Origin of the sequence: Rhodococcus opacus B4 (assembly GCF_000010805.1) — a bacterium.
Lineage (GTDB): Bacteria > Actinomycetota > Actinomycetes > Mycobacteriales > Mycobacteriaceae > Rhodococcus_F > Rhodococcus_F opacus_C.
This window is the reverse complement of record NC_012522.1, coordinates 7,122,388-7,140,019: the sequence shown is the minus strand read 5'-3', so window position 1 is coordinate 7,140,019 and position 17,632 is coordinate 7,122,388. Positions and strand designations below refer to the sequence as shown.

The following is a 17,632-nucleotide window of genomic DNA, read 5'->3' as shown; positions in this document are numbered from 1 at the left end:
GTCCTAGTTCGGCGAGCCGATCGGACCGCGCGCGGCCTCGTAGGCGGCACCGACCCGGTACAGCCGCTCGTCGGCCAGCGCGGGTGCCATGATCTGCAGACCCACCGGCAGACCGTCGTCCGCGGACAGCCCCGACGGAACCGACATCGCGCAGTGCCCGGCCAGGTTGGTGGGCAGCGTGCACAGGTCGGAGAGGTACATCGCGAGCGGGTCGCCGACCTTCTCGCCCAGCTTCCATGGCGTGAACGGACTGGTGGGCGACACCAGCACGTCCACCTTCTCGTAGGCCTTGTCGAAGTCCCGAGCGATGAGCGTCCGCACCTTGAGCGCCTGACCGTAGTAGGCGTCGTAGTAGCCGGACGACAGGGCATAGGTGCCGATCATGATGCGACGCTTGACCTCCGGGCCGAAGCCGGCGGCACGCGTGGCGGCCATCACCTGGTCGGCACTCATGTCGCCCTGGTCGATACGCAGCCCGTACCGCATGGCGTCGAAGCGCGCGAGGTTCGACGACACCTCACTCGGCAGGATGAGGTAGTACGACGCGAGCGCGTACTCGAAGTTGGGGCACGACACCTCGACGACCTCGGCACCGAGTTCGGTGAGTTGCGCGACGGCCGCATCGAACGAGGAGATGACCCCGGGCTGGTAGCTGTCGGAGTGCAATTCTTTCACGACACCGACCTTCACGCCCTTCAGGTTGCCGCCGGCGCCCTCGCGCGCAGCCGCCACCACGGGACGCACGGGTGCGTCGATCGACGTGGAGTCGCGCGGGTCGTGCCCGGCGATGACCTCGTGCAGCAGTGCGGTGTCGAGGACCGTGCGGCCGCACGGGCCACCCTGGTCGAGCGAGGACGCGCAGGCGACGAGACCGAACCTGGAGACCGTGCCGTACGTCGGCTTGGTGCCGACCGTCGCCGTGACGGCGGCGGGCTGGCGGATCGAGCCACCGGTGTCGGTACCGATCGCGAGCGGGGCCTGCCGGGACGCGAGGGCCGCGGCACTGCCGCCACCGGAGCCGCCCGGGATGCGGGTGGTGTCCCACGGGTTGCGGGTGGGGCCGTAGGCGGAGTTCTCGGTGGACGATCCCATCGCGAACTCGTCGAGGTTGGTCTTTCCCAGGATCGGGATGCCGGCGTCGCGCAGCTTCTTCGTCAGCGTCGCGTCGTACGGCGCGATCCAGCCTTCGAGGATCTTCGACGCGCACGTGGTCGGCATGTCGGTGGTGGTGAAGATGTCCTTGAGCGCCAACGGAACTCCGGCGAGCGGGGAGGCGGGGGCATCGCCTGCGGCGAGGCTGCTGTCCACCTCCTTCGCCGACACGAGGGCCTGCTCGCCCGCCACGTGCAGGAAGGCGTTCAGTTCGCCGTCGACGGCGGCGATGCGGTCCAGATGGGCCTGGGTGACCTCGACGGACGACACCTCACGGCTGTGGATCTTCGACGCGAGATCGGCGGCGTCGAGAGTGGTCAGATCGGCGCTCATTCGCCCTCTCCAAGAATCTGCGGGACGGCGAACCGGTCCTGTTCGACGGCCGGCGCGCCGGACAGCGCCTGCTCGGGCGTCAGGCCGGGAACGATCACGTCGGGACGGGTCACGTTGGTGACGGCGTTCGGGTTCGCCATCGGCGGAACATCCTCGGCGGGCACCTCGGTGACCACCTTCACGTGGCTGAGAATCGAGTCCAGCTGACCGGCGAACTCGTCGAGCTCGGCATCGGTCAGGGCGAGTCGAGACAGCCGCGCGAGGTGCGCGACCTCGTCACGGGAGATGGCAGGCACCGCGGGGCCCCTTTCGGTTCGGACGTACACATTCGGACGTACACAAGTGGATCCCAGCCTAGTGCAGTGCCCGGATCAGCCGTGCAGCCAGCGCCGAACCGGTACACCACGTGGTACTGCTCGGGGTCGGACGCCGCGCGCAGCCAGCCCCCGCCGAGGAACCCGGGGAACGTGCCCGCCATCGCCATGCCGGCGTCCGTCCAGCGCAGGAATTCCTGTTCCCGGCCCGCCGCCACCCGCCGCGAGACGGACGTCGTCACTCCCGTTGCCGTGGTGTTCACGCACCCATGTTTGGGCTGTCGTGTTTCGCGGACGAGGCGAATCCGTATCGGCAGTGTCACGAATCGAGCGCGACCTGCGAGTCCCCGTCCCGTCCCCGGCGAAGCCGCAGGGGCGGCCGCATACTCGGGAACGAAAGTGCAAGGATGGTGAACGACGGGGGTCGCAGGTACTCCCGCGTCTATCTCGTGGTGAAAGGGACGCACGTGTCGTATCTGCTTCGCGTCCAGCTCCCCGACCGTCCCGGTAGCCTCGGCTCTCTCGCCGTCGCCCTGGGCTCGGTGGGTGCTGACATTCTGTCGCTCGACGTGGTGGAACGGGGTGCCGGATTCGCCATCGACGACCTCGTGGTCGATGTCGAGCCGGGATCGCTCCCCGACACCCTCATCACGGCCGCCGAGAACCTGCCCGGCGTCAGCGTCGACTCCATCCGGCCGTACGCCGGAATACTCGACACCCACCGCGAGCTCGAGCTCATCGACCAGGTCGCCACCGCCGCGGACGATCGACTGCAGGTCCTCGTCGACGGCGCTCCGCGGGTGCTCCGGGTCGGCTGGTCGGTGGTCGCAGATCTCGGCCCGCACGGCGCATACCGGGTGGTCGGCAGCTCGGGAGCGCCCGAGACGCACGCCACCGAGATCCCGTGGATGCCGTTGGAGAAGCCCACGGCGCTCGACGGTGAGGGCGACTGGGTGCCGCAGGTGTGGCGCGACATGAACACCACACTCGCCGCGGCCCCCCTCGGGACCACCGGCCGGGTGCTGATGCTCGGCCGCCCCGGCGGCCCGGAGTTCCGTCCGTCCGAGATCGCCCGGCTGGGCTACCTCGCAGGCATCATCGCGACGGTGCTGAGCTGACCTCCGCCCCGGGCCGGACGGTCCGGGGCCGTGGTCGCCTCAGACGAGTTCGCGGACCAGGACGGTGAGCTCGACACCCGGGATCGGTGCCCAATTGCGTTCGGGCACAGGTACGAAGCCGTTGCGGTCGTAGATGCGGCGGGCGTCTTCCATGTCCGGCTGGGTCGACATCACGACCGCCCGGTCGCCGCGGTCGTAGGCGGTGTCGAGCACGTGCCGCACGAGCGCCGACCCGACGCCGGCACCGCGGGCGTCGGGTGACACGGCGAGCATCCGGAATTCGAGTTCCCCCGGCTGCGCGACGTCGGCGTACGGGGAGGCCGGTTCCGCGATCGTGACGGAACCCACGACCCGGCCCTCCATCACCGCCACCCGGACCTGCGCCTTGTCCGCCCGTTCCGCGGTGTCGCGCAACCGGTTCGTGTACGGATCGTGCGCCTCGACGTGCCCGCCGCCCACGTACGCGATCACCGTGAGGTCGCTGACGGCCTCGTACTCGTCCGGTGTCGCATTCCGAATCTCGATCATGTCGAGAACTATGACAGGACAGCTCACGCCGCCCAAAACTCGAGCGTGAGGTTCCCGTCACACTCCGGAATCCGTGACCGCGTCCGGTCCGCCCTCGAGCAGTCGGCGGAACCCGTCCTCGTCGAGGACCGGCACACCGAGTTCGACGGCCTTGTCGTGCTTCGACCCCGGGGATTCGCCGGCCACCACGAACGCCGTCTTCTTCGACACCGAACCCGCGGCCTTGCCGCCCCGGACGAGGATCGCCTCCTTCGCCTGGTCGCGGGAGAACGTCTCGAGCGAACCCGTGACGACGATCGACAGGCCCTCGAGGTTGCGCGGAATCGATTCGTCGCGTTCGTCTTCCATGCGCACCCCGGCCGCCGACCACTTGTCGACGATCTGCCGGTGCCAGTCGACGCCGAACCACTCGGCGACGGCGGCGGCGATGGTGCCACCGACCCCGTCGACCGCCGCGAGTTCCTCGACGGAGCTCTCCCGGATCCGGTCGAGCGACCCGAACTCACCGGCCAGCGCACGCGCCGCCGTCGGACCGACGTGGCGGATCGACAGGGCGACCAGCACCCGCCACAAGGGCTTGTCCTTGGCGGAATCGAGGTTGTCGAGCAGCCTGCGGCCGTTGGCCGACAGCCCGCCGGCCTTGGTTCGGAAGAGCGTCGTCTTCAGCAGGTCGTCCTCGGTGAGTGAGAACAGGTCGCCCTCGTCGCCGATCGCCTTCGCCTCGAGCAGGCTCGTCGCGGCCTCGTAGCCGAGCACCTCGATGTCGAACGCACCGCGGCCCGCGACGTGGAACACGCGTTCCCGGAGCTGCGCGGGGCAGTACTGCTGGTTGGGGCAGCGAATGTCCGCGTCACCCTCCTTGGCGGGAGCGAGCGGCGTGTCGCACTCCGGGCAGTTCGCCGGCATCACGAACTCGTATTCGTCGCCGGTCCGGGCGTCGACCACGGGCCCGAGTACCTCGGGAATCACGTCACCGGCCTTGCGTAGCACCACCGTGTCGCCGATCAGCACGCCCTTGCGCTTGACCTCGGAGCCGTTGTGCAGGGTGGCGAGGGAGACGGTGGATCCGGCGACCGTGACCGGCTCCATGTAGGCGAACGGGGTGACCCGGCCGGTGCGGCCGACGTTGACCCGGATGTCGAGGAGTTTGGTGGTGGCCTCCTCCGGCGGGTACTTGTACGCGATCGCCCAGCGCGGCGCCCGCGACGTGGAACCCAGCCGGCGTTGCAGCGACGTCTCGTCGACCTTGACCACCAGGCCGTCGATCTCGTGCTCCACGTCGTGCCGGTGCTCGCCCCAGTACTGCACCCTGTCCACGACAGCGTCCGCGCCCGTCACGCGGACGGTGTGGGTGGACACCGGCAGGCCCCACGCCGCCAGCGCCGTGTACGCGTCGTACTGGGAGGCCGGCTCGAATCCTTCGCTCCGGCCCAGGCCGTGGCAGATCATCCCGAGCCGCCTGCGGGCCGTGACGGCCGGATTCTTCTGCCGCAGCGACCCGGCCGCCGAGTTCCGGGGATTCGCGAACGGCGCCTTGCCCTCCTCGACGAGCGCCGCGTTGAGCGCCGCGAAGTCCTCGAGCCGGAAGAACACCTCGCCGCGCACCTCGAGGAGCGCCGGAATCGGGTATTTGTCTGTGCCGGTGAGCTTTTCCGGGATGTCGTCGATGGTCCGGGCGTTGAGCGTCACTTCCTCGCCGGTCCGGCCGTCGCCCCGGGTGGCGGCGCGGACGAGTCTGCCGTTCTCGTACACCAGGTTCAGCGCGACCCCGTCGATCTTCACCTCGCACAGGTAGTGCAGGTCGGGGCCGGTCTCCTGCTCCACCCGGCTGATCCAGGTGCGCAGTTCGTCGGTCGCGAAGACGTTGTCGAGGCTCAGCATCCGCTCGAGGTGATCGGCGGAGGCGAAGTCGGTGGCGAATCCGCCGCCGACGAGCTGGGTCGGCGAATCGGGCGTCCGCAGGTCGGGGTACTGGTTCTCGAGGTCGTTCAGCTCGCCCAGCAGCGCGTCGAACTCTCCGTCGGAGATGATGGGCGCGTCGCGGACGTAGTAGCGGAACTGGTGCTGCCGCACGTCCTCGGCCAGCTCGTTCCAGTGCTCCCGGACGGATCCGGGGGCCGGTGTCGGGGCTTCGGTCGATTCACTCACCATCGAAGATTAACCGGTCCGGCCGACACCGAACGCCGGACTCAGAGTGATTCGGGGTCGTCGGTGAACGCGCCGCTCACGTCGGCGCACAACTTCAGCGCGTCGCGGCTCCAGGAGGCGTCGGCGCCCGCGAGTCCGCAGGCCGGCGTCACCGCGACCTGGGTCCGCAGCGTCGTGCGCGGAAAACCGAGCCGGTCGACCAGCGTCACCGCAGGTCGGGCGAGGTCGCGCCAGGTGGCGGGCACGGCGGGGGCGGTGGCCGGGATCAGCCCCAGCGCCAGCTCCTTGCCCGCGTCGAGCAACTCGCCGATGCCGTCCAGGTCCGAGGACGCCAGCTGTGCCACGTCCAGTCCGACCGCGCGCGCACTGCTGCGCCGCAGGAGGCCGGTGGGCAGATCGCCGGAGCAGCAATGCACCATGGTCACCGCGCCGGAGCCCGCGAGGGCGGCCTCGAGCACGGCGAGCGCCTCCGGTTCCGGCATCGCCCGCACGGTCTCGAGCCGCGACCGGCCGGACAGTGTGCCCGCCAGCACGGCGGGCAGTCGTGGCTCGTCGAACTGGACCAGCACCTGCGCACCGAGACGCCGAGTGACCTCCGCCGCGTGCCGCGCGAGTCCTTCTCCCAGCGATTCGGCGAAGTCGCGCACCGCACCGGGGTCGGTGAGCACGCGCCTGCCGGTGCCGAGTTCCACCTCGGCCGCCAGCGTGAGAGGACCCACCGACTGCACCTTCACCACGTGATCGGCCCCGACGAGGCCCGCACTCTCCCACGCCTCCTCGAGCGCGTCGAGGTCCTGGTTCAGGAGGTCGGTCGCCCGCTTGGCGACCGAGCCGCGCCGCTGCACCACGCGGTAGGCGGACGTGGACACGTCCAGCTGCAGATCCACCAGTAGGGCGCTGGCCCGGCCGATCATGTCGGCGCCGAGCCCGCGGGCGGGCAACTCCACCAGATGCGGGAGCCGGCCGAGTTCGCCGAGGACGATCGTGGCGGATTCGCGCGGGTCCGTTCCGGGCCACGAGCCGACGCCGGTGACGGCTCCGGCCAGTGAGATATCCTGCGTCACTGCGTGTTCGGACGCGCGTCGGTACCCGAGATGGTTCCGCTGCCCAGCACGATGTCGCCTGCCGGGTCGGTCCGGTACAGAACGGCGGCCTGCCCCTTCGCGACACCGGTGAGCGGTTCGCGCAGCGAGATACGGATACCGCCGTCGACGGCTTCCGCCACGGCCTCGGCGAGTCCGCCGTGCGCGCGCACCTGGACGGTGCATTCGACCGGTCCTGACGGCGCGCGTCCGGACGTCCACACGGCGCGGTCCGCGGTGATCGCGTGCACTTCGAGGTCGCGTGCCGAACCGACACGGACGGTGCCGGTTTCGGGTTCGATCGACGTCACGTACCGCGGCTGCCCGTCGGCCGCGGGGCCCTGGACGCCGAGGCCCTTCCGCTGGCCGATCGTGAACCCGTGCACGCCTTCATGTTCCGCGAGCACCTCGCCCGAATCGGCGTCGACGACGCTGCCCGGGCGGACACCGATGTGGGCGCCGAGAAACGCCCGGGTGTCGCCGGACGGGATGAAGCAGATGTCGTGGCTGTCGGGCTTGTTCGCCACGGCGAGACCGCGTTCGGCGGCCTCTTCGCGGATCCGGTCCTTCGGGGTGTCGCCGACGGGGAACATCGCCCGCGACAGCTGCTCGGCGGTGAGCACACCGAGCACGTACGACTGGTCCTTGTCCGCGTCGACGGCCCGGCGCAGCACACCGTTCTCGAGCTGCGCGTAGTGGCCGGTGGCCACCGCGTCGAACCCGAGGGCGATCGCGCGGTCCGCGAGTGCCGCGAACTTGATCTTCTCGTTGCACCGCAGGCACGGGTTGGGGGTCTCCCCCGCCGCGTACGACGCCACGAAGTCGTCGATCACGTCTTCCTTGAAGCGGTCGGCGAAATCCCATACGTAGAACGGGATTCCGAGCACGTCCGCGGCACGGCGGGCGTCACCGGCGTCTTCCTTCGAGCAGCAGCCCCGGGATCCGGTCCGCAGCGTGCCCGGCTCGGCGGACAGCGCGAGATGCACGCCCACCACGTCGTGTCCGGCAGCGACTGCCCGTGCCGCCGCCACGGCGGAATCGACGCCGCCACTCATTGCCGCCAGTACTCGCATCAACGATCCCCTCCACGCGCTCCGACACCGGCGAGCCCGGCGGCGCGGGCCCGCTCCACAACTTGCGGCAGTGCCGCGACGACTGCATCCACGTCCGCGACCGTCGACGTGTGCCCGAACGAGAAGCGCAACGATCCGCGCGCGGTCGCGGAATCCACGCCCATCGCAGTCAGGACGTGACTCGGGCGGGCGACACCGGCGGTACACGCCGAACCGGTCGAACACTCGATCCCGGCGGCGTCGAGCAGCATCAGCAGCGAATCGCCCTCGCAGCCGGGGAACGTGAAGTGGGCGTTGCCCGGCAGTCGCGCGCTGCCTGCCGGACCGTTCAGCACGGCGTCCGGAACGATCTCGCCGACGCGCTCGATGAGGCGGTCGCGCAGCACGGACAGTTCCGCGGCGCGGGAGTCGAGGTTCGCGGTCGCGTCGCGCAGCGCCGCCGCCATGCCGACGACACCGGCGGTGTCCGGGGTGCCCGAACGCAGGTCGCGTTCGTGCCCTCCGCCGTGCAGCAGCGGCACACACGGCACCTGCCGTCCCAGCAGGAGCGCACCGACGCCCTGCGGTCCGCCGACCTTGTGCGCGGCGATGCTCAGCGCGGACAGTCCGCTCGCGGCGAAATCCACGGGGATGTGCGTGACGGCCTGGACGGCGTCGCTGTGCGTGGGCACACCGAACTCGGCCGCCACCGCGGCGAGTTCGGTGATCGGCATGATCGTGCCGACCTCGTTGTTGGCCCACATGATCGTGACCAGCGCGGTCTCGTCGGCATGGACGGCGAGTTCGTCGCGCAGCGTCTGCGGCGACACCCGGCCCAGCTCGTCGACGGGCAGCCACGTGACCTGTGCGCCCTCGTGCTTCTCGAGCCACTCCACCGCGTCGAGCACCGCATGGTGTTCGACGGCACTGGCCAGGATCCGCACCCGGCCGGGGTCGGCGTCGCGTCGCGCCCAGAAGATGCCCTTGACCGCGAGGTTGTCGCTCTCGGTGCCGCCGGAGGTGAAGATGACCTCGGACGGCCTGGCGCCGAGGTCGGCGGCGATGGACTCGCGGGCCTCCTCGATGCGACGGCGGGCGGCGCGCCCGGAACCGTGCAGCGAGGACGCATTGCCCACGGTACTGAAGATGTCGGTCATCGCCCGGACGGCGGCCGGCACCATGGGAGTGGTGGCTGCGTGGTCCAGGTAGACGGGGTGATCGGCACTGCGGGCAGAGGTCATGACGTGACCAGGATAGCTCAGGCGACGAGACGCTCCGCCGCCTCGATGCCCGCAGCCGCCGTCCCGACCGCGCCCTGCAGCGGATCGACGATGTCGTGCGCAGCGAGATCGATGCGTTCGTCGCCTCGTGCGGCGCGTTCACATCGGGCCGCCAGATCCCTGCGGCACTCCCCGGGATACTCGATCGGCGCCAGCCGGACCTCGGCGTTGACGCCCTTCTGACGGATGATGCGCCGGATCGACCGGCCGATCGTCTCCTCGCCCACGAAGCACGGCCCGGTCGTCAGTTCCCCGCCCCGGCCGGTGTATCGCAGCGAGATCGGCTGGACCGGGCATTCCGCGTCGATCGCCGCCTGGAACAGCGCGGGCCGGAATCTGCCGTACGCCCGTCCACACCACGTGGTGCCCTCCGGGAACGCCACGACTCGTTCGCCGTCGCGCAGCCTGCCCGCCGTCGTGGCCACCGTGCCGGGGAGCGCCCGCAGGCTCTGCCGTTCGATCGGAACGACCCGCATCCGCCGGGCCAGCGAGCCCAGAACCGGCCAGTCCAGCAGATCGCCGCGGGCGACGAAGTTCGCCGGTGCGAGCGCACTGAGCACCAGCACGTCGGTCCAGGACACGTGGCCGGCCACCACCAGAAGTCCGCCGTCGTGCCGCCGCTTTCCGCGATGATCGACCACGACGAGCCGAATTCCCACGCAGCGCAACAGAATCGCCGCATACCGACGCTGCAGGCCGGTCCGCCACGACCGCGGCAGCAACCATCCCGCGGTCAGGAGCGGCGCCGTCGCGAGCGCCGACACCACGAGGCACCACCGGACGACCACGGTCGGGATCGACACGGCATTTTTCTCCGCGGGCAGGCACCCGGCGCCGCACGGGCTCGACGGCATCCACGAATGCACGGGCACCGGCGCCGTCTCCGCCACGGCGGCGGTCATGCCTGCGCCCCCGCCTCGAAAGTGGCCGAGGCCGAACGCAGGCGGTCGAGGTACCGCTCGTTCGCGCCGTGCAGTCCCTGCAGGGCGACGAAGTCGGCGACCCCGAATTCCGGATCGTGCGCGGGCTCGCCGCACACCGTGGCGCCGAGGCGCAGATATCCCCGGAGCAGCGGCGGCAGGACCGGGCGGGCGGGCGGGTCGATCTCGTCGAGGGACCGCCCGTCGACGCGCACCGGGTTCCTGGGCACGGCCCGGGAAGCCGGGTCGCTGCCGTACTTGCGGAGCAGCAGGTCACGCACGCCGCGGACGTTCGAACCGGCCACCGCGTCCGGGTGCTCCCGCATCGGCACGGAGACGCAGCCCATGACCCACTCGTATCCGGTCAACTGCAGGTAGTGGAGGATCCCGGCCCACATCAGGCTCAGGACCGAACCGGAACGGTGATCGGGGTCGACGCACGCCCGCCCCATCTCGACGATGCGGTTGCCGACCGGGTCGAGCGCCGAGATGTCGAATTCGGTGGCGGTGTAATAGCCGCCGGCCTGAGCGGCGGCGTCGGGCGGAAGCATGCGGTAGCACCCGACGAACTCGCCGGTCTCCTCGTGCCGGACGAGGAGGTGGTCGCAGAAGTCGTCGAACCGGTCGGCGTCGAGGGCGTCCGCGTGCGCGGGGACGGAGAAGCCGGGTTCGGAGGCGAACACGCGGTACCGCAACCGCTGAGCAGCCACGCGATGCTCGCGATCGGACGAGACGACCAGGGAATACCTGGGTGCGGTTACAACAGAATCGGCGGTCTCACTCGGTGCGCGGAGAACAGACGAAGTTGTCATGGCGCAGGTTTACCGAGCAGGGGCGGCGTGGGGGCGTCGCCCGGGTGTCGTGTCGATGCAGCCCGGATGAACGACGGAAGATACGACGGCGGCCCCGCTCCCGGGAAAGGGAACGGGGCCGCCGTCGGTGGAAAATCAGCCCTTGTGAGCCTTGACGGCCTCGGTGAGCTGCGGAGCGACGTTGAACAGGTCGCCGACGATGCCGTAGTCCGCGATCTCGAAGATCGGGGCTTCCTCGTCCTTGTTCACGGCGACGATGGTCTTCGACGTCTGCATACCGGCGCGGTGCTGGATGGCACCGGAGATGCCGAGCGCGATGTACAGCTGCGGGGAGACCGTCTTACCGGTCTGACCGACCTGGAACTGGCCCGGGTAGTAGCCCGAGTCGACCGCGGCACGCGAGGCACCGACAGCGGCACCGAGCGAATCGGCGAGTTCCTCGACGACGGTGAACTTGTCGGCGCTGCCGACACCGCGGCCACCGGAGACGACGACGGTCGCCTCGGTGAGCTCGGGGCGGTCGCCACCGACGATCGGATCACGCGAGGTGATCTTGACGGCACCCTCTTCCTGGGCCGGAACCTCGACGGAAACCTTCTCGCCTGCACCGGCTTCGGGCTTCGCCTCGATGGCGCCCGGGCGGACCGAGATGACCGGGACGTCGCCGTTGGCCTTGGCGTCGACGGTGAACGCGCCACCGAAGATGGAGTGCACGGCACTGCCGTCGGACTTCACGTCGACGACGTCGACGAGCAGGCCGGAGCCGATGCGGGCAGCAAGACGTCCGGAGACCTCCTTGCCCTCGACGCTGGCGGCGGTGATGACCGCGGCCGGGGCGGCCGACTCGACGAGCGACGCGAGCACGTCGACCTTCGGCGTGACCAGGTAGCCCTCGATGTCGTCCGACTCGGCGACGTAGATCTTGGCCGCGCCTGCGGCGGCGAGGCCCTCGGCCAGCTTGTCCGCGGTACCGGCGGGACCGGTGACCACTGCGGCCGGCTCACCGAGCGCGCGTGCGGCGGTGATGAGTTCGGTGCTGACCTTCTTCAGTGCACCCTCTGCGTGCTCGACGAGCACCAGTACTTCTGCCATGACTAACTCTCCCTGTATGTGTCTGCTGGTCTGTAGAGGGGCGCGATCAGATGATCTTCTGGCCCACGAGGTAGGCAGCGATCTTGCTGCCGCCGTCGCCCTCGTCGACGATGCGCTCACCAGCGGTACGCGGGGGCTTGGGGGTGGAGGCGGTGACGGTGGTGCCCGCGTTGGCGACACCGACGGTCTCCGGGTCGACACCGAGGTCGGCCAGCGTGTAGACGAGGACTTCCTTCTTCTTCGCGGCCATGATGCCCTTGAAGGAGGGGAAGCGGGGCTCGTTGATCTTCTCGGTGACGCTGACGATGGCCGGCAGGCTCGCCTCGAGGCCGAAGACGCCCTCGTCGGTCTCGCGCTCACCGGTGACGGTGCCGTCGGCGACGGTCAGCTTGCGCAGCTGCGTGAGCTGCGGGATGCCCAGGTACTCGGCGATGATGGCCGGAACGGCGCCGACGCGGCCGTCGGTGGCCTCGTTGCCGGCGATGATCAGGTCGGCGGGCTCTTCGTTCTCGAACGTGATCTGTCCGAGCGCCGCGGCCAGGGTCCACGCGGTCTGCACCGCGTCGGAGCCGTGGAGGGCCGGGTCGTTGATGTGCACAGCCTTGTCGGCACCCATGGACAGGGCCTTGCGGATGGCGTCGGTGGCGCGGTCCGGACCTGCGGAGAGGACGGTCACCTCGCCACCCTGGGCCTCCTTGATCAGGAGCGCTTCTTCGACGGCGCGCTCGTTGATCTCGTCGAGCACTGCATCGGCGGCCTCGCGGTCAAGCGTGTAGTCGCCGTCGGTCAGCTTGCGCTCGGACCACGTGTCGGGGACCTGCTTGATCAAAACAACGATGTTCGTCATGGGTCTTCGTCGACCTCCTGTGTGTTCTTGCGTGGTTATCGTGAGTCGCTCCGCGTGGACCGAGCTCTCGTCTTCGATATTTCGTCGCACGATTGCTCTGCGACAGATTACCCCACGCTAAGTTACCCGTTGGTAACTTGCGCGAAAGTCTCGTTCACCATAACGGCCGAAACCGCATTTCACCGCTGTGATGTAGACCACCTGGACGAGCGACCTTGCCGGGGGCACTAACCTCGCACCGGTGAGCGAATCATTTGTCGGCGACCGCGAGGACGCGCCACTGCCCCTCACGGGCGAGCGAACCGTGCCCGGTATCCCCGAGGAGAACTACTGGTTCCGGCGGCACGAGGTCGTCTACCGCGACCTCCTCCCCCGCTGCGCCGGGCGCCGGGTACTCGAGGCCGGATCCGGAGAAGGCTACGGCGCCAACATGATTGCCGATGTGGCACAGGGCGTCACCGGACTCGACTACGACATCACCGCCGTCGAACACGTCCGCGCGCGGTACCCCCGGGTCGAGATGCTGCACGGCAACCTCGCGGAGCTTCCCCTCGGCGACGAATCCGTCGACACCGTCGTCAATTTCCAGGTGATCGAACACCTGTGGGACCAGGCCCAATTCCTGCGCGAGTGCTTCCGGGTGCTGACCCCCGGAGGAGAACTGCTCGTCAGCACCCCCAACCGCATCACGTTCTCGCCGGGCCGCGACACACCGCTCAATCCGTTCCACACCCGCGAACTCGACGCCGCCGAACTGACCGAACTGCTCGAGGAGGCCGGATTCACCGTCGCCCTCATGACCGGCGTCCATCACGGCGCGCGGCTGAAGGCCCTCGACACCAAGCACGGCGGCTCGTTCATCGGCGCGCAGATCGACCGCGCACTCGCCGGCGAACCCTGGCCCGAGGAACTGACCCGCGACGTCGAAGGCATCACGGTCGACGACTTCGCACTGCACGAGGGCGACATCGACGACAGCCTCGACCTGGTGGCCATCGCGGTGAAGGATCCCGTTCGGTGACCGAATCCGACAACCGCACCGGAGCGGGCGACGCGACGGAACCGGGCATGTTCTGCCTGGTTCTGCACTCCCACCTGCCCTGGCTCGCCAACCACGGCCGCTGGCCCGTCGGCGAGGAATGGCTGTACCAGTCGTGGGCGGCGTCGTACCTCCCCCTCACCGCGATGTTGCGGCGCCTGTCGGACGAGGGTCGCTCGCATCTGCTGACCCTCGGCATCACCCCCGTTCTCGCAGCTCAGCTCGACGATCCGCACTGCCTCGCCGGGATGCACCACTGGCTCGGGAACTGGCAGATCCGCGCGCACGAGGCGGCAGGCATGCCCGACGACGCGCATCGCGAACTCGGTGCCCGCGAACACCGCGCGTCCGCCGCCGCACTCGCCGACTTCGAGTTGCGCTGGCGGCACGGCGGCTCTCCGGTACTGCGCGAACTGCTGGACCGCGAGGCGTTCGAACTGCTCGGCGGTCCGCTCGCCCACCCGTTCCAGCCGCTGCTCGACCCCCGGTTGCGCGCCTTCTCCCTCCGAGAAGGGCTCGCCGACGCCGCCGCGCGGTGGAACTGCACACCGACAGGTATCTGGGGGCCCGAATGCGGGTACACCCCCGGCATGGAGACCGGATACGCCGAGGCCGGCGTCACGCATTTCATGGTCGACGGTCCCGCCCTGCGCGGCGACACGTCCCTCGGCCGGCCGGTCCGGGACTCGGACGTGGTCGCATTCGGGCGCGATCTGCAGGTCAGTTACCGGGTGTGGTCGCCGAAGTCGGGCTACCCCGGCCACGGCGCCTACCGCGACTTCCACACCTACGACCACGCCACCGGTCTCAAACCCGCCCGGGTCACCGGCCGCACCGTCGAGTCCGCCGACAAGGCGCCGTACGACCCCGCCCTCGCGACGGCGGCGGCCGACCGGCACGTGGCCGATTTCGTCGCCACCGTCCGCAGACGACTGCGCGACGAGTCCGCGCGCATCGGACGTCCCGCGCTCGTGGTCGCCGCGTTCGACACGGAACTGTTCGGGCACTGGTGGCACGAGGGCCCCGAATGGCTCGAGAAGGTGCTGCGGGCGCTGCCCGAGGCCGGAATCCGGGTCGGCACCCTCGACGACGCCCGCAACCAGGGCTACGTCGGCGAACCCGTCCAGCTCGAGAACTCGTCGTGGGGATCCGGCAAGGACTGGCGGGTGTGGGCCGGCGATCAGGTCTCCGACCTGGTGCAACTGAACACCGAGGTGGTCGCGACCGCCCTCGACACCGTCGACAAGTACCGGGATGCCGACGCCGCACCCGGACGTCCCGCGCTCCGGAATCGCGTGAACGACCAGATGCTGAGGGAGGCGCTCATGACGGTGTCGAGCGACTGGGCGTTCATGGTCAGCAAGGATTCGGCGGCCGGGTACGCCCGCGACCGGGCGCACAAGCACGCACACGCCACCCGCGAGATCGCCGCCGCCGTGTCGGCGGGCAAGGACGCGGCCGCGAGCAGGCTCGCAGAGGGATGGAACCGCGCCGACGGCCTGTTCCCCGGGCTCGACGCGCGGCGTCTGCCCGCCGGGGACCACCGGCCGACGGGCACCGAGGGAGGGGCGTCGTGAAGATCCTGATCGTGTCATGGGAGTACCCACCCGTCGTGGTCGGCGGTCTGGGCCGCCACGTCCACCACCTGGCCACCGAACTCGCCGCCGCGGGACACGAAGTGGTGGTGCTGTCGCGGCGGCCGTCGGGCACCGATGCGTCGACCCATCCCACCGTCACCCACATCGAGGACGGCGTCCTGGTGGTCGCCGTCGCCGAAGACCCCGCGCACTTCGTGTTCGGCGAGGACATGCTGGCGTGGACACTCGCGATGGGGCACGCGATGGTGCGGGCCGGTGTGGCATTGCACAAGCCGGGCGTCGGGGAGGGCTGGCAGCCGGACGTGGTGCACGCGCACGACTGGCTGGTGGCGCATCCGGCCATCGCGTTGGCCGAATTCTACGACGTCCCTTTGGTTTCCACGCTCCACGCCACCGAGGCCGGGCGGCACAGCGGCTGGGTGTCGGGCCGGATCAACCGGCAGGTGCATTCGGTGGAATGGTGGCTCGCCAACGAATCCGACGCGCTCATCACGTGTTCCGCGTCGATGCAGGACGAGGTGACCGCACTCTACGGTCCGCAGCTCCCGCCGATCACGGTGATCCGCAACGGAATCGACCTCACCACGTGGAGTTTCCGGGAGCGCGCGCCGCGGTCCGGGCCGCCGAAACTACTGTTCGTCGGCCGCCTCGAATACGAGAAGGGCGTGCAGGACGCCATCGCCGCGCTTCCCCGCATCCGCCGCAGCCACCCCGGGACGACACTGTCGATCGCCGGGGAGGGCACCCAGTTCACGTGGCTCTACCAGCAGGCCCGCACCCATCGCGTCGCCCGCGCGGTGCACTTCCTCGGCAACCTCGACCACATCGAACTGCTCGGGTGGCTGCACGGCGCCGACGCCATCGTCCTGCCCAGCCGGTACGAGCCGTTCGGCATCATCGCGCTCGAGGCCGCCGCCTCCGGAACCCCGCTCGTCGCGTCCACCGCAGGCGGGCTCGGGGAAGCGGTCGTCGACGGCGACACCGGCATGTCGTTCCAGCCGGGCGACGTCACCGGACTCACGTCCGCGGTCCGGGAGGTGCTCGACGACCCGGCCGGTGCGCAGCAGCGCGCGGTGGCCGCCCGCGACCGGCTCACCGCCGATTTCGACTGGCACAAAGTGGCCGAGGAGACGGTCCACGTCTACGCGGGCGCCAAACGTCGCGTGCGGCACCCGCTGGCGCGGCCGGAGATTCCCGAGCGTCCCCTGCCCGGCCGCTGACCGGGCGAATGTACCGTCGGCCGCCTTCGGTGCGCCGAACGGTACATTCGCCTCAGCCTGTGCGGGCGCGGCGGATCCGGATCGGACCCTGCGCCGACGCCGGATCCACCACGTCACCCTTCTGCGTGATCTCGACTTCCCCTGCCTCGACCAGACGCCGGGCGGCCGCCCGCACCGGTTCCATGAGGGGTCGCCAGTCGTCGGGGGCGACGGCTCGGGCAACGTCCGACGGGCAGATGCTCGCACTATCGGCCCGGGCGTCGAGGAGCGCCCGGATGCGGTCCTCGAGGTCGCTCTCCGACGCGGTCATGTTGCCGACTATGCCACCGCGCCGCTCAGTTCTCCTGCGCCGCCTTCTTCCGGGCGATGTCTTCGAGGGCCGCGATGTACCTGGCGCGTTCGGCCGCGCCGGCCTCCCACTCCGCCTTGCGGTTCTTCACGGCCTTGGCCGGCGACCCGACCGCGATGCTGAAGTCGGGGATGTCGCCCTTCACGACGGCGTGCGCACCGAGAACACAGCCTCGCCCCACACGCGTGTTGCGCAGGACCGTCACCTTGGCCGCCACCCACGTGTCGGGACCGATGCGGACGGGGCCCTTCACGATGCCCTGATCCTTGATCGGGACGTTCACGTCGTCCATGCGGTGGTCGAAGTCGGTGATGTAGCACCAGTCGGCCACGAGCGTCGACGCACCGATCTCGATGTCGAGGTACGTGTTGACGACGTTGTCCTTGCCGAACACGACCTTGTCGCCGATGCGCAGCGAACCCTCATGGCAGCGAATCGCATTACCGTCGCCGATGTGTACCCAGCGGCCGATCTCGAGCCGGGACAGGTCCGGGGTCGAATGGATCTCCACCCGCTTGCCGAGGAACACCATGCCGCGCAGGATCACGTGCGGGTTGGCCAGCTTGAACTTCGCGAGCCGGTAGTACCGCACGAGGTACCACGGCGTGTACGCCTTGTTCGCCAGCACCCAGCGCAGCGAGTCGCGTGTCAGAAAGCGGGCCTGCTCGCTGTCACTCCGCCGGGATCCTCGCCACCTCGTACGCAACGGTGCGCCCCACATGCTCGTCATAGCCTGTCAGCCTACGTT

General features: G+C 69.8%; 17 protein-coding genes and 1 pseudogene. 4 read left to right on the top strand and 14 right to left on the bottom strand.

Annotation, left to right across the window (positions count from 1 at the left end; genetic code table 11):
• Positions 1-3: 3 nt before the first annotated feature.
• From gatA to ROP_RS44380, 3 genes and pseudogenes are all read right to left on the bottom strand, one after another.
• Complete coding sequence (gatA, locus tag ROP_RS32415) at positions 4-1,485, bottom strand: Asp-tRNA(Asn)/Glu-tRNA(Gln) amidotransferase subunit GatA (RefSeq protein ID WP_015890220.1); 1,482 nt, start codon at positions 1,483-1,485, stop codon at positions 4-6.
• Positions 1,482-1,781, bottom strand: a complete 300-nt coding sequence (gatC, locus tag ROP_RS32410; protein WP_005240352.1) for an Asp-tRNA(Asn)/Glu-tRNA(Gln) amidotransferase subunit GatC — start codon at positions 1,779-1,781, stop codon at positions 1,482-1,484. The genes gatA and gatC overlap by 4 nt, the downstream gene beginning before the upstream one ends.
• Positions 1,782-1,846: 65 nt before the next feature.
• Positions 1,847-2,062 (bottom strand): annotated as a pseudogene (locus ROP_RS44380) (antibiotic biosynthesis monooxygenase); the annotation flags it as partial.
• A gap of 204 nt (positions 2,063-2,266) precedes the next feature.
• Between ROP_RS44380 and ROP_RS32405 the strand changes: the two are divergent.
• Positions 2,267-2,917 carry an amino acid-binding protein gene (locus ROP_RS32405; protein ID WP_043826919.1) on the top strand — a complete coding sequence of 217 codons (651 nt, stop codon included), beginning with the start codon at positions 2,267-2,269 and terminating at the stop codon, positions 2,915-2,917.
• Between the two features lie 39 nt (positions 2,918-2,956).
• Here the strand turns inward: ROP_RS32405 and ROP_RS32400 are convergent, their stop codons facing one another.
• From ROP_RS32400 to ROP_RS32360, 9 genes are all read right to left on the bottom strand, one after another.
• Positions 2,957-3,445, bottom strand: coding sequence for a GNAT family N-acetyltransferase (locus ROP_RS32400; protein WP_043825794.1), 489 nt, complete (start codon positions 3,443-3,445; stop codon positions 2,957-2,959).
• A gap of 57 nt (positions 3,446-3,502) precedes the next feature.
• On the bottom strand, positions 3,503-5,593 hold the full coding sequence (gene ligA / locus ROP_RS32395; protein WP_043826918.1) for an NAD-dependent DNA ligase LigA: 2,091 nt from the start codon (positions 5,591-5,593) through the stop codon (positions 3,503-3,505).
• A gap of 41 nt (positions 5,594-5,634) precedes the next feature.
• Entirely contained in the window at positions 5,635-6,657 is a 1,023-nt protein-coding gene (locus ROP_RS32390; protein WP_015890215.1) for a methionine synthase, read from the bottom strand.
• Positions 6,654-7,748 (bottom strand): tRNA 2-thiouridine(34) synthase MnmA, encoded by a 1,095-nt coding sequence (mnmA, locus tag ROP_RS32385; protein ID WP_015890214.1) that lies wholly within the window; start codon positions 7,746-7,748, stop codon positions 6,654-6,656. Before mnmA ends, ROP_RS32390 begins: the two co-directional genes overlap by 4 nt.
• Positions 7,748-8,968 carry a cysteine desulfurase family protein gene (locus ROP_RS32380; RefSeq protein WP_015890213.1) on the bottom strand — a complete coding sequence of 407 codons (1,221 nt, stop codon included), beginning with the start codon at positions 8,966-8,968 and terminating at the stop codon, positions 7,748-7,750. The genes mnmA and ROP_RS32380 overlap by 1 nt, the downstream gene beginning before the upstream one ends.
• A 17-nt stretch (positions 8,969-8,985) precedes the next feature.
• Positions 8,986-9,909: a lysophospholipid acyltransferase family protein gene (locus ROP_RS32375; RefSeq protein ID WP_015890212.1), complete on the bottom strand. Its 924-nt coding sequence runs from the start codon at positions 9,907-9,909 to the stop codon at positions 8,986-8,988.
• Positions 9,906-10,739 carry a GNAT family N-acetyltransferase gene (locus ROP_RS32370; protein ID WP_015890211.1) on the bottom strand — a complete coding sequence of 278 codons (834 nt, stop codon included), beginning with the start codon at positions 10,737-10,739 and terminating at the stop codon, positions 9,906-9,908. The genes ROP_RS32375 and ROP_RS32370 overlap by 4 nt, the downstream gene beginning before the upstream one ends.
• A gap of 135 nt (positions 10,740-10,874) precedes the next feature.
• On the bottom strand, positions 10,875-11,831 hold the full coding sequence (locus ROP_RS32365; RefSeq protein ID WP_015890210.1) for an electron transfer flavoprotein subunit alpha/FixB family protein: 957 nt from the start codon (positions 11,829-11,831) through the stop codon (positions 10,875-10,877).
• Positions 11,832-11,877: 46 nt separating this feature from the next.
• The gene (locus ROP_RS32360) at positions 11,878-12,678 is read right to left on the bottom strand and encodes an electron transfer flavoprotein subunit beta/FixA family protein (RefSeq protein WP_005259535.1); all 801 of its coding nucleotides are present in this window, start codon (positions 12,676-12,678) and stop codon (positions 11,878-11,880) included.
• Between the two features lie 241 nt (positions 12,679-12,919).
• Here ROP_RS32360 and ROP_RS32355 point away from each other — a divergent pair, with 241 nt between their 5' ends.
• From ROP_RS32355 to ROP_RS32345, 3 genes are read left to right on the top strand one after another with little or no spacing between them, the layout of a single operon-like run.
• Positions 12,920-13,699 (top strand): class I SAM-dependent methyltransferase, encoded by a 780-nt coding sequence (locus ROP_RS32355; protein WP_015890209.1) that lies wholly within the window; start codon positions 12,920-12,922, stop codon positions 13,697-13,699.
• Positions 13,696-15,294: a 1,4-alpha-glucan branching protein domain-containing protein gene (locus ROP_RS32350; RefSeq protein ID WP_015890208.1), complete on the top strand. Its 1,599-nt coding sequence runs from the start codon at positions 13,696-13,698 to the stop codon at positions 15,292-15,294. The genes ROP_RS32355 and ROP_RS32350 overlap by 4 nt, the downstream gene beginning before the upstream one ends.
• Positions 15,291-16,535, top strand: a complete 1,245-nt coding sequence (locus tag ROP_RS32345; protein ID WP_015890207.1) for a glycosyltransferase family 4 protein — start codon at positions 15,291-15,293, stop codon at positions 16,533-16,535. Before ROP_RS32350 ends, ROP_RS32345 begins: the two co-directional genes overlap by 4 nt.
• A gap of 52 nt (positions 16,536-16,587) precedes the next feature.
• On the opposite strand, the gene ROP_RS32340 is transcribed toward ROP_RS32345, so the two are convergent.
• Positions 16,588-16,845: a DUF3253 domain-containing protein gene (locus ROP_RS32340; protein ID WP_015890206.1), complete on the bottom strand. Its 258-nt coding sequence runs from the start codon at positions 16,843-16,845 to the stop codon at positions 16,588-16,590.
• Positions 16,846-16,870: 25 nt separating this feature from the next.
• Entirely contained in the window at positions 16,871-17,614 is a 744-nt protein-coding gene (locus tag ROP_RS32335; protein ID WP_015890205.1) for an acyltransferase, read from the bottom strand.
• Between the last annotated feature and the right edge of the window lie 18 nt (positions 17,615-17,632).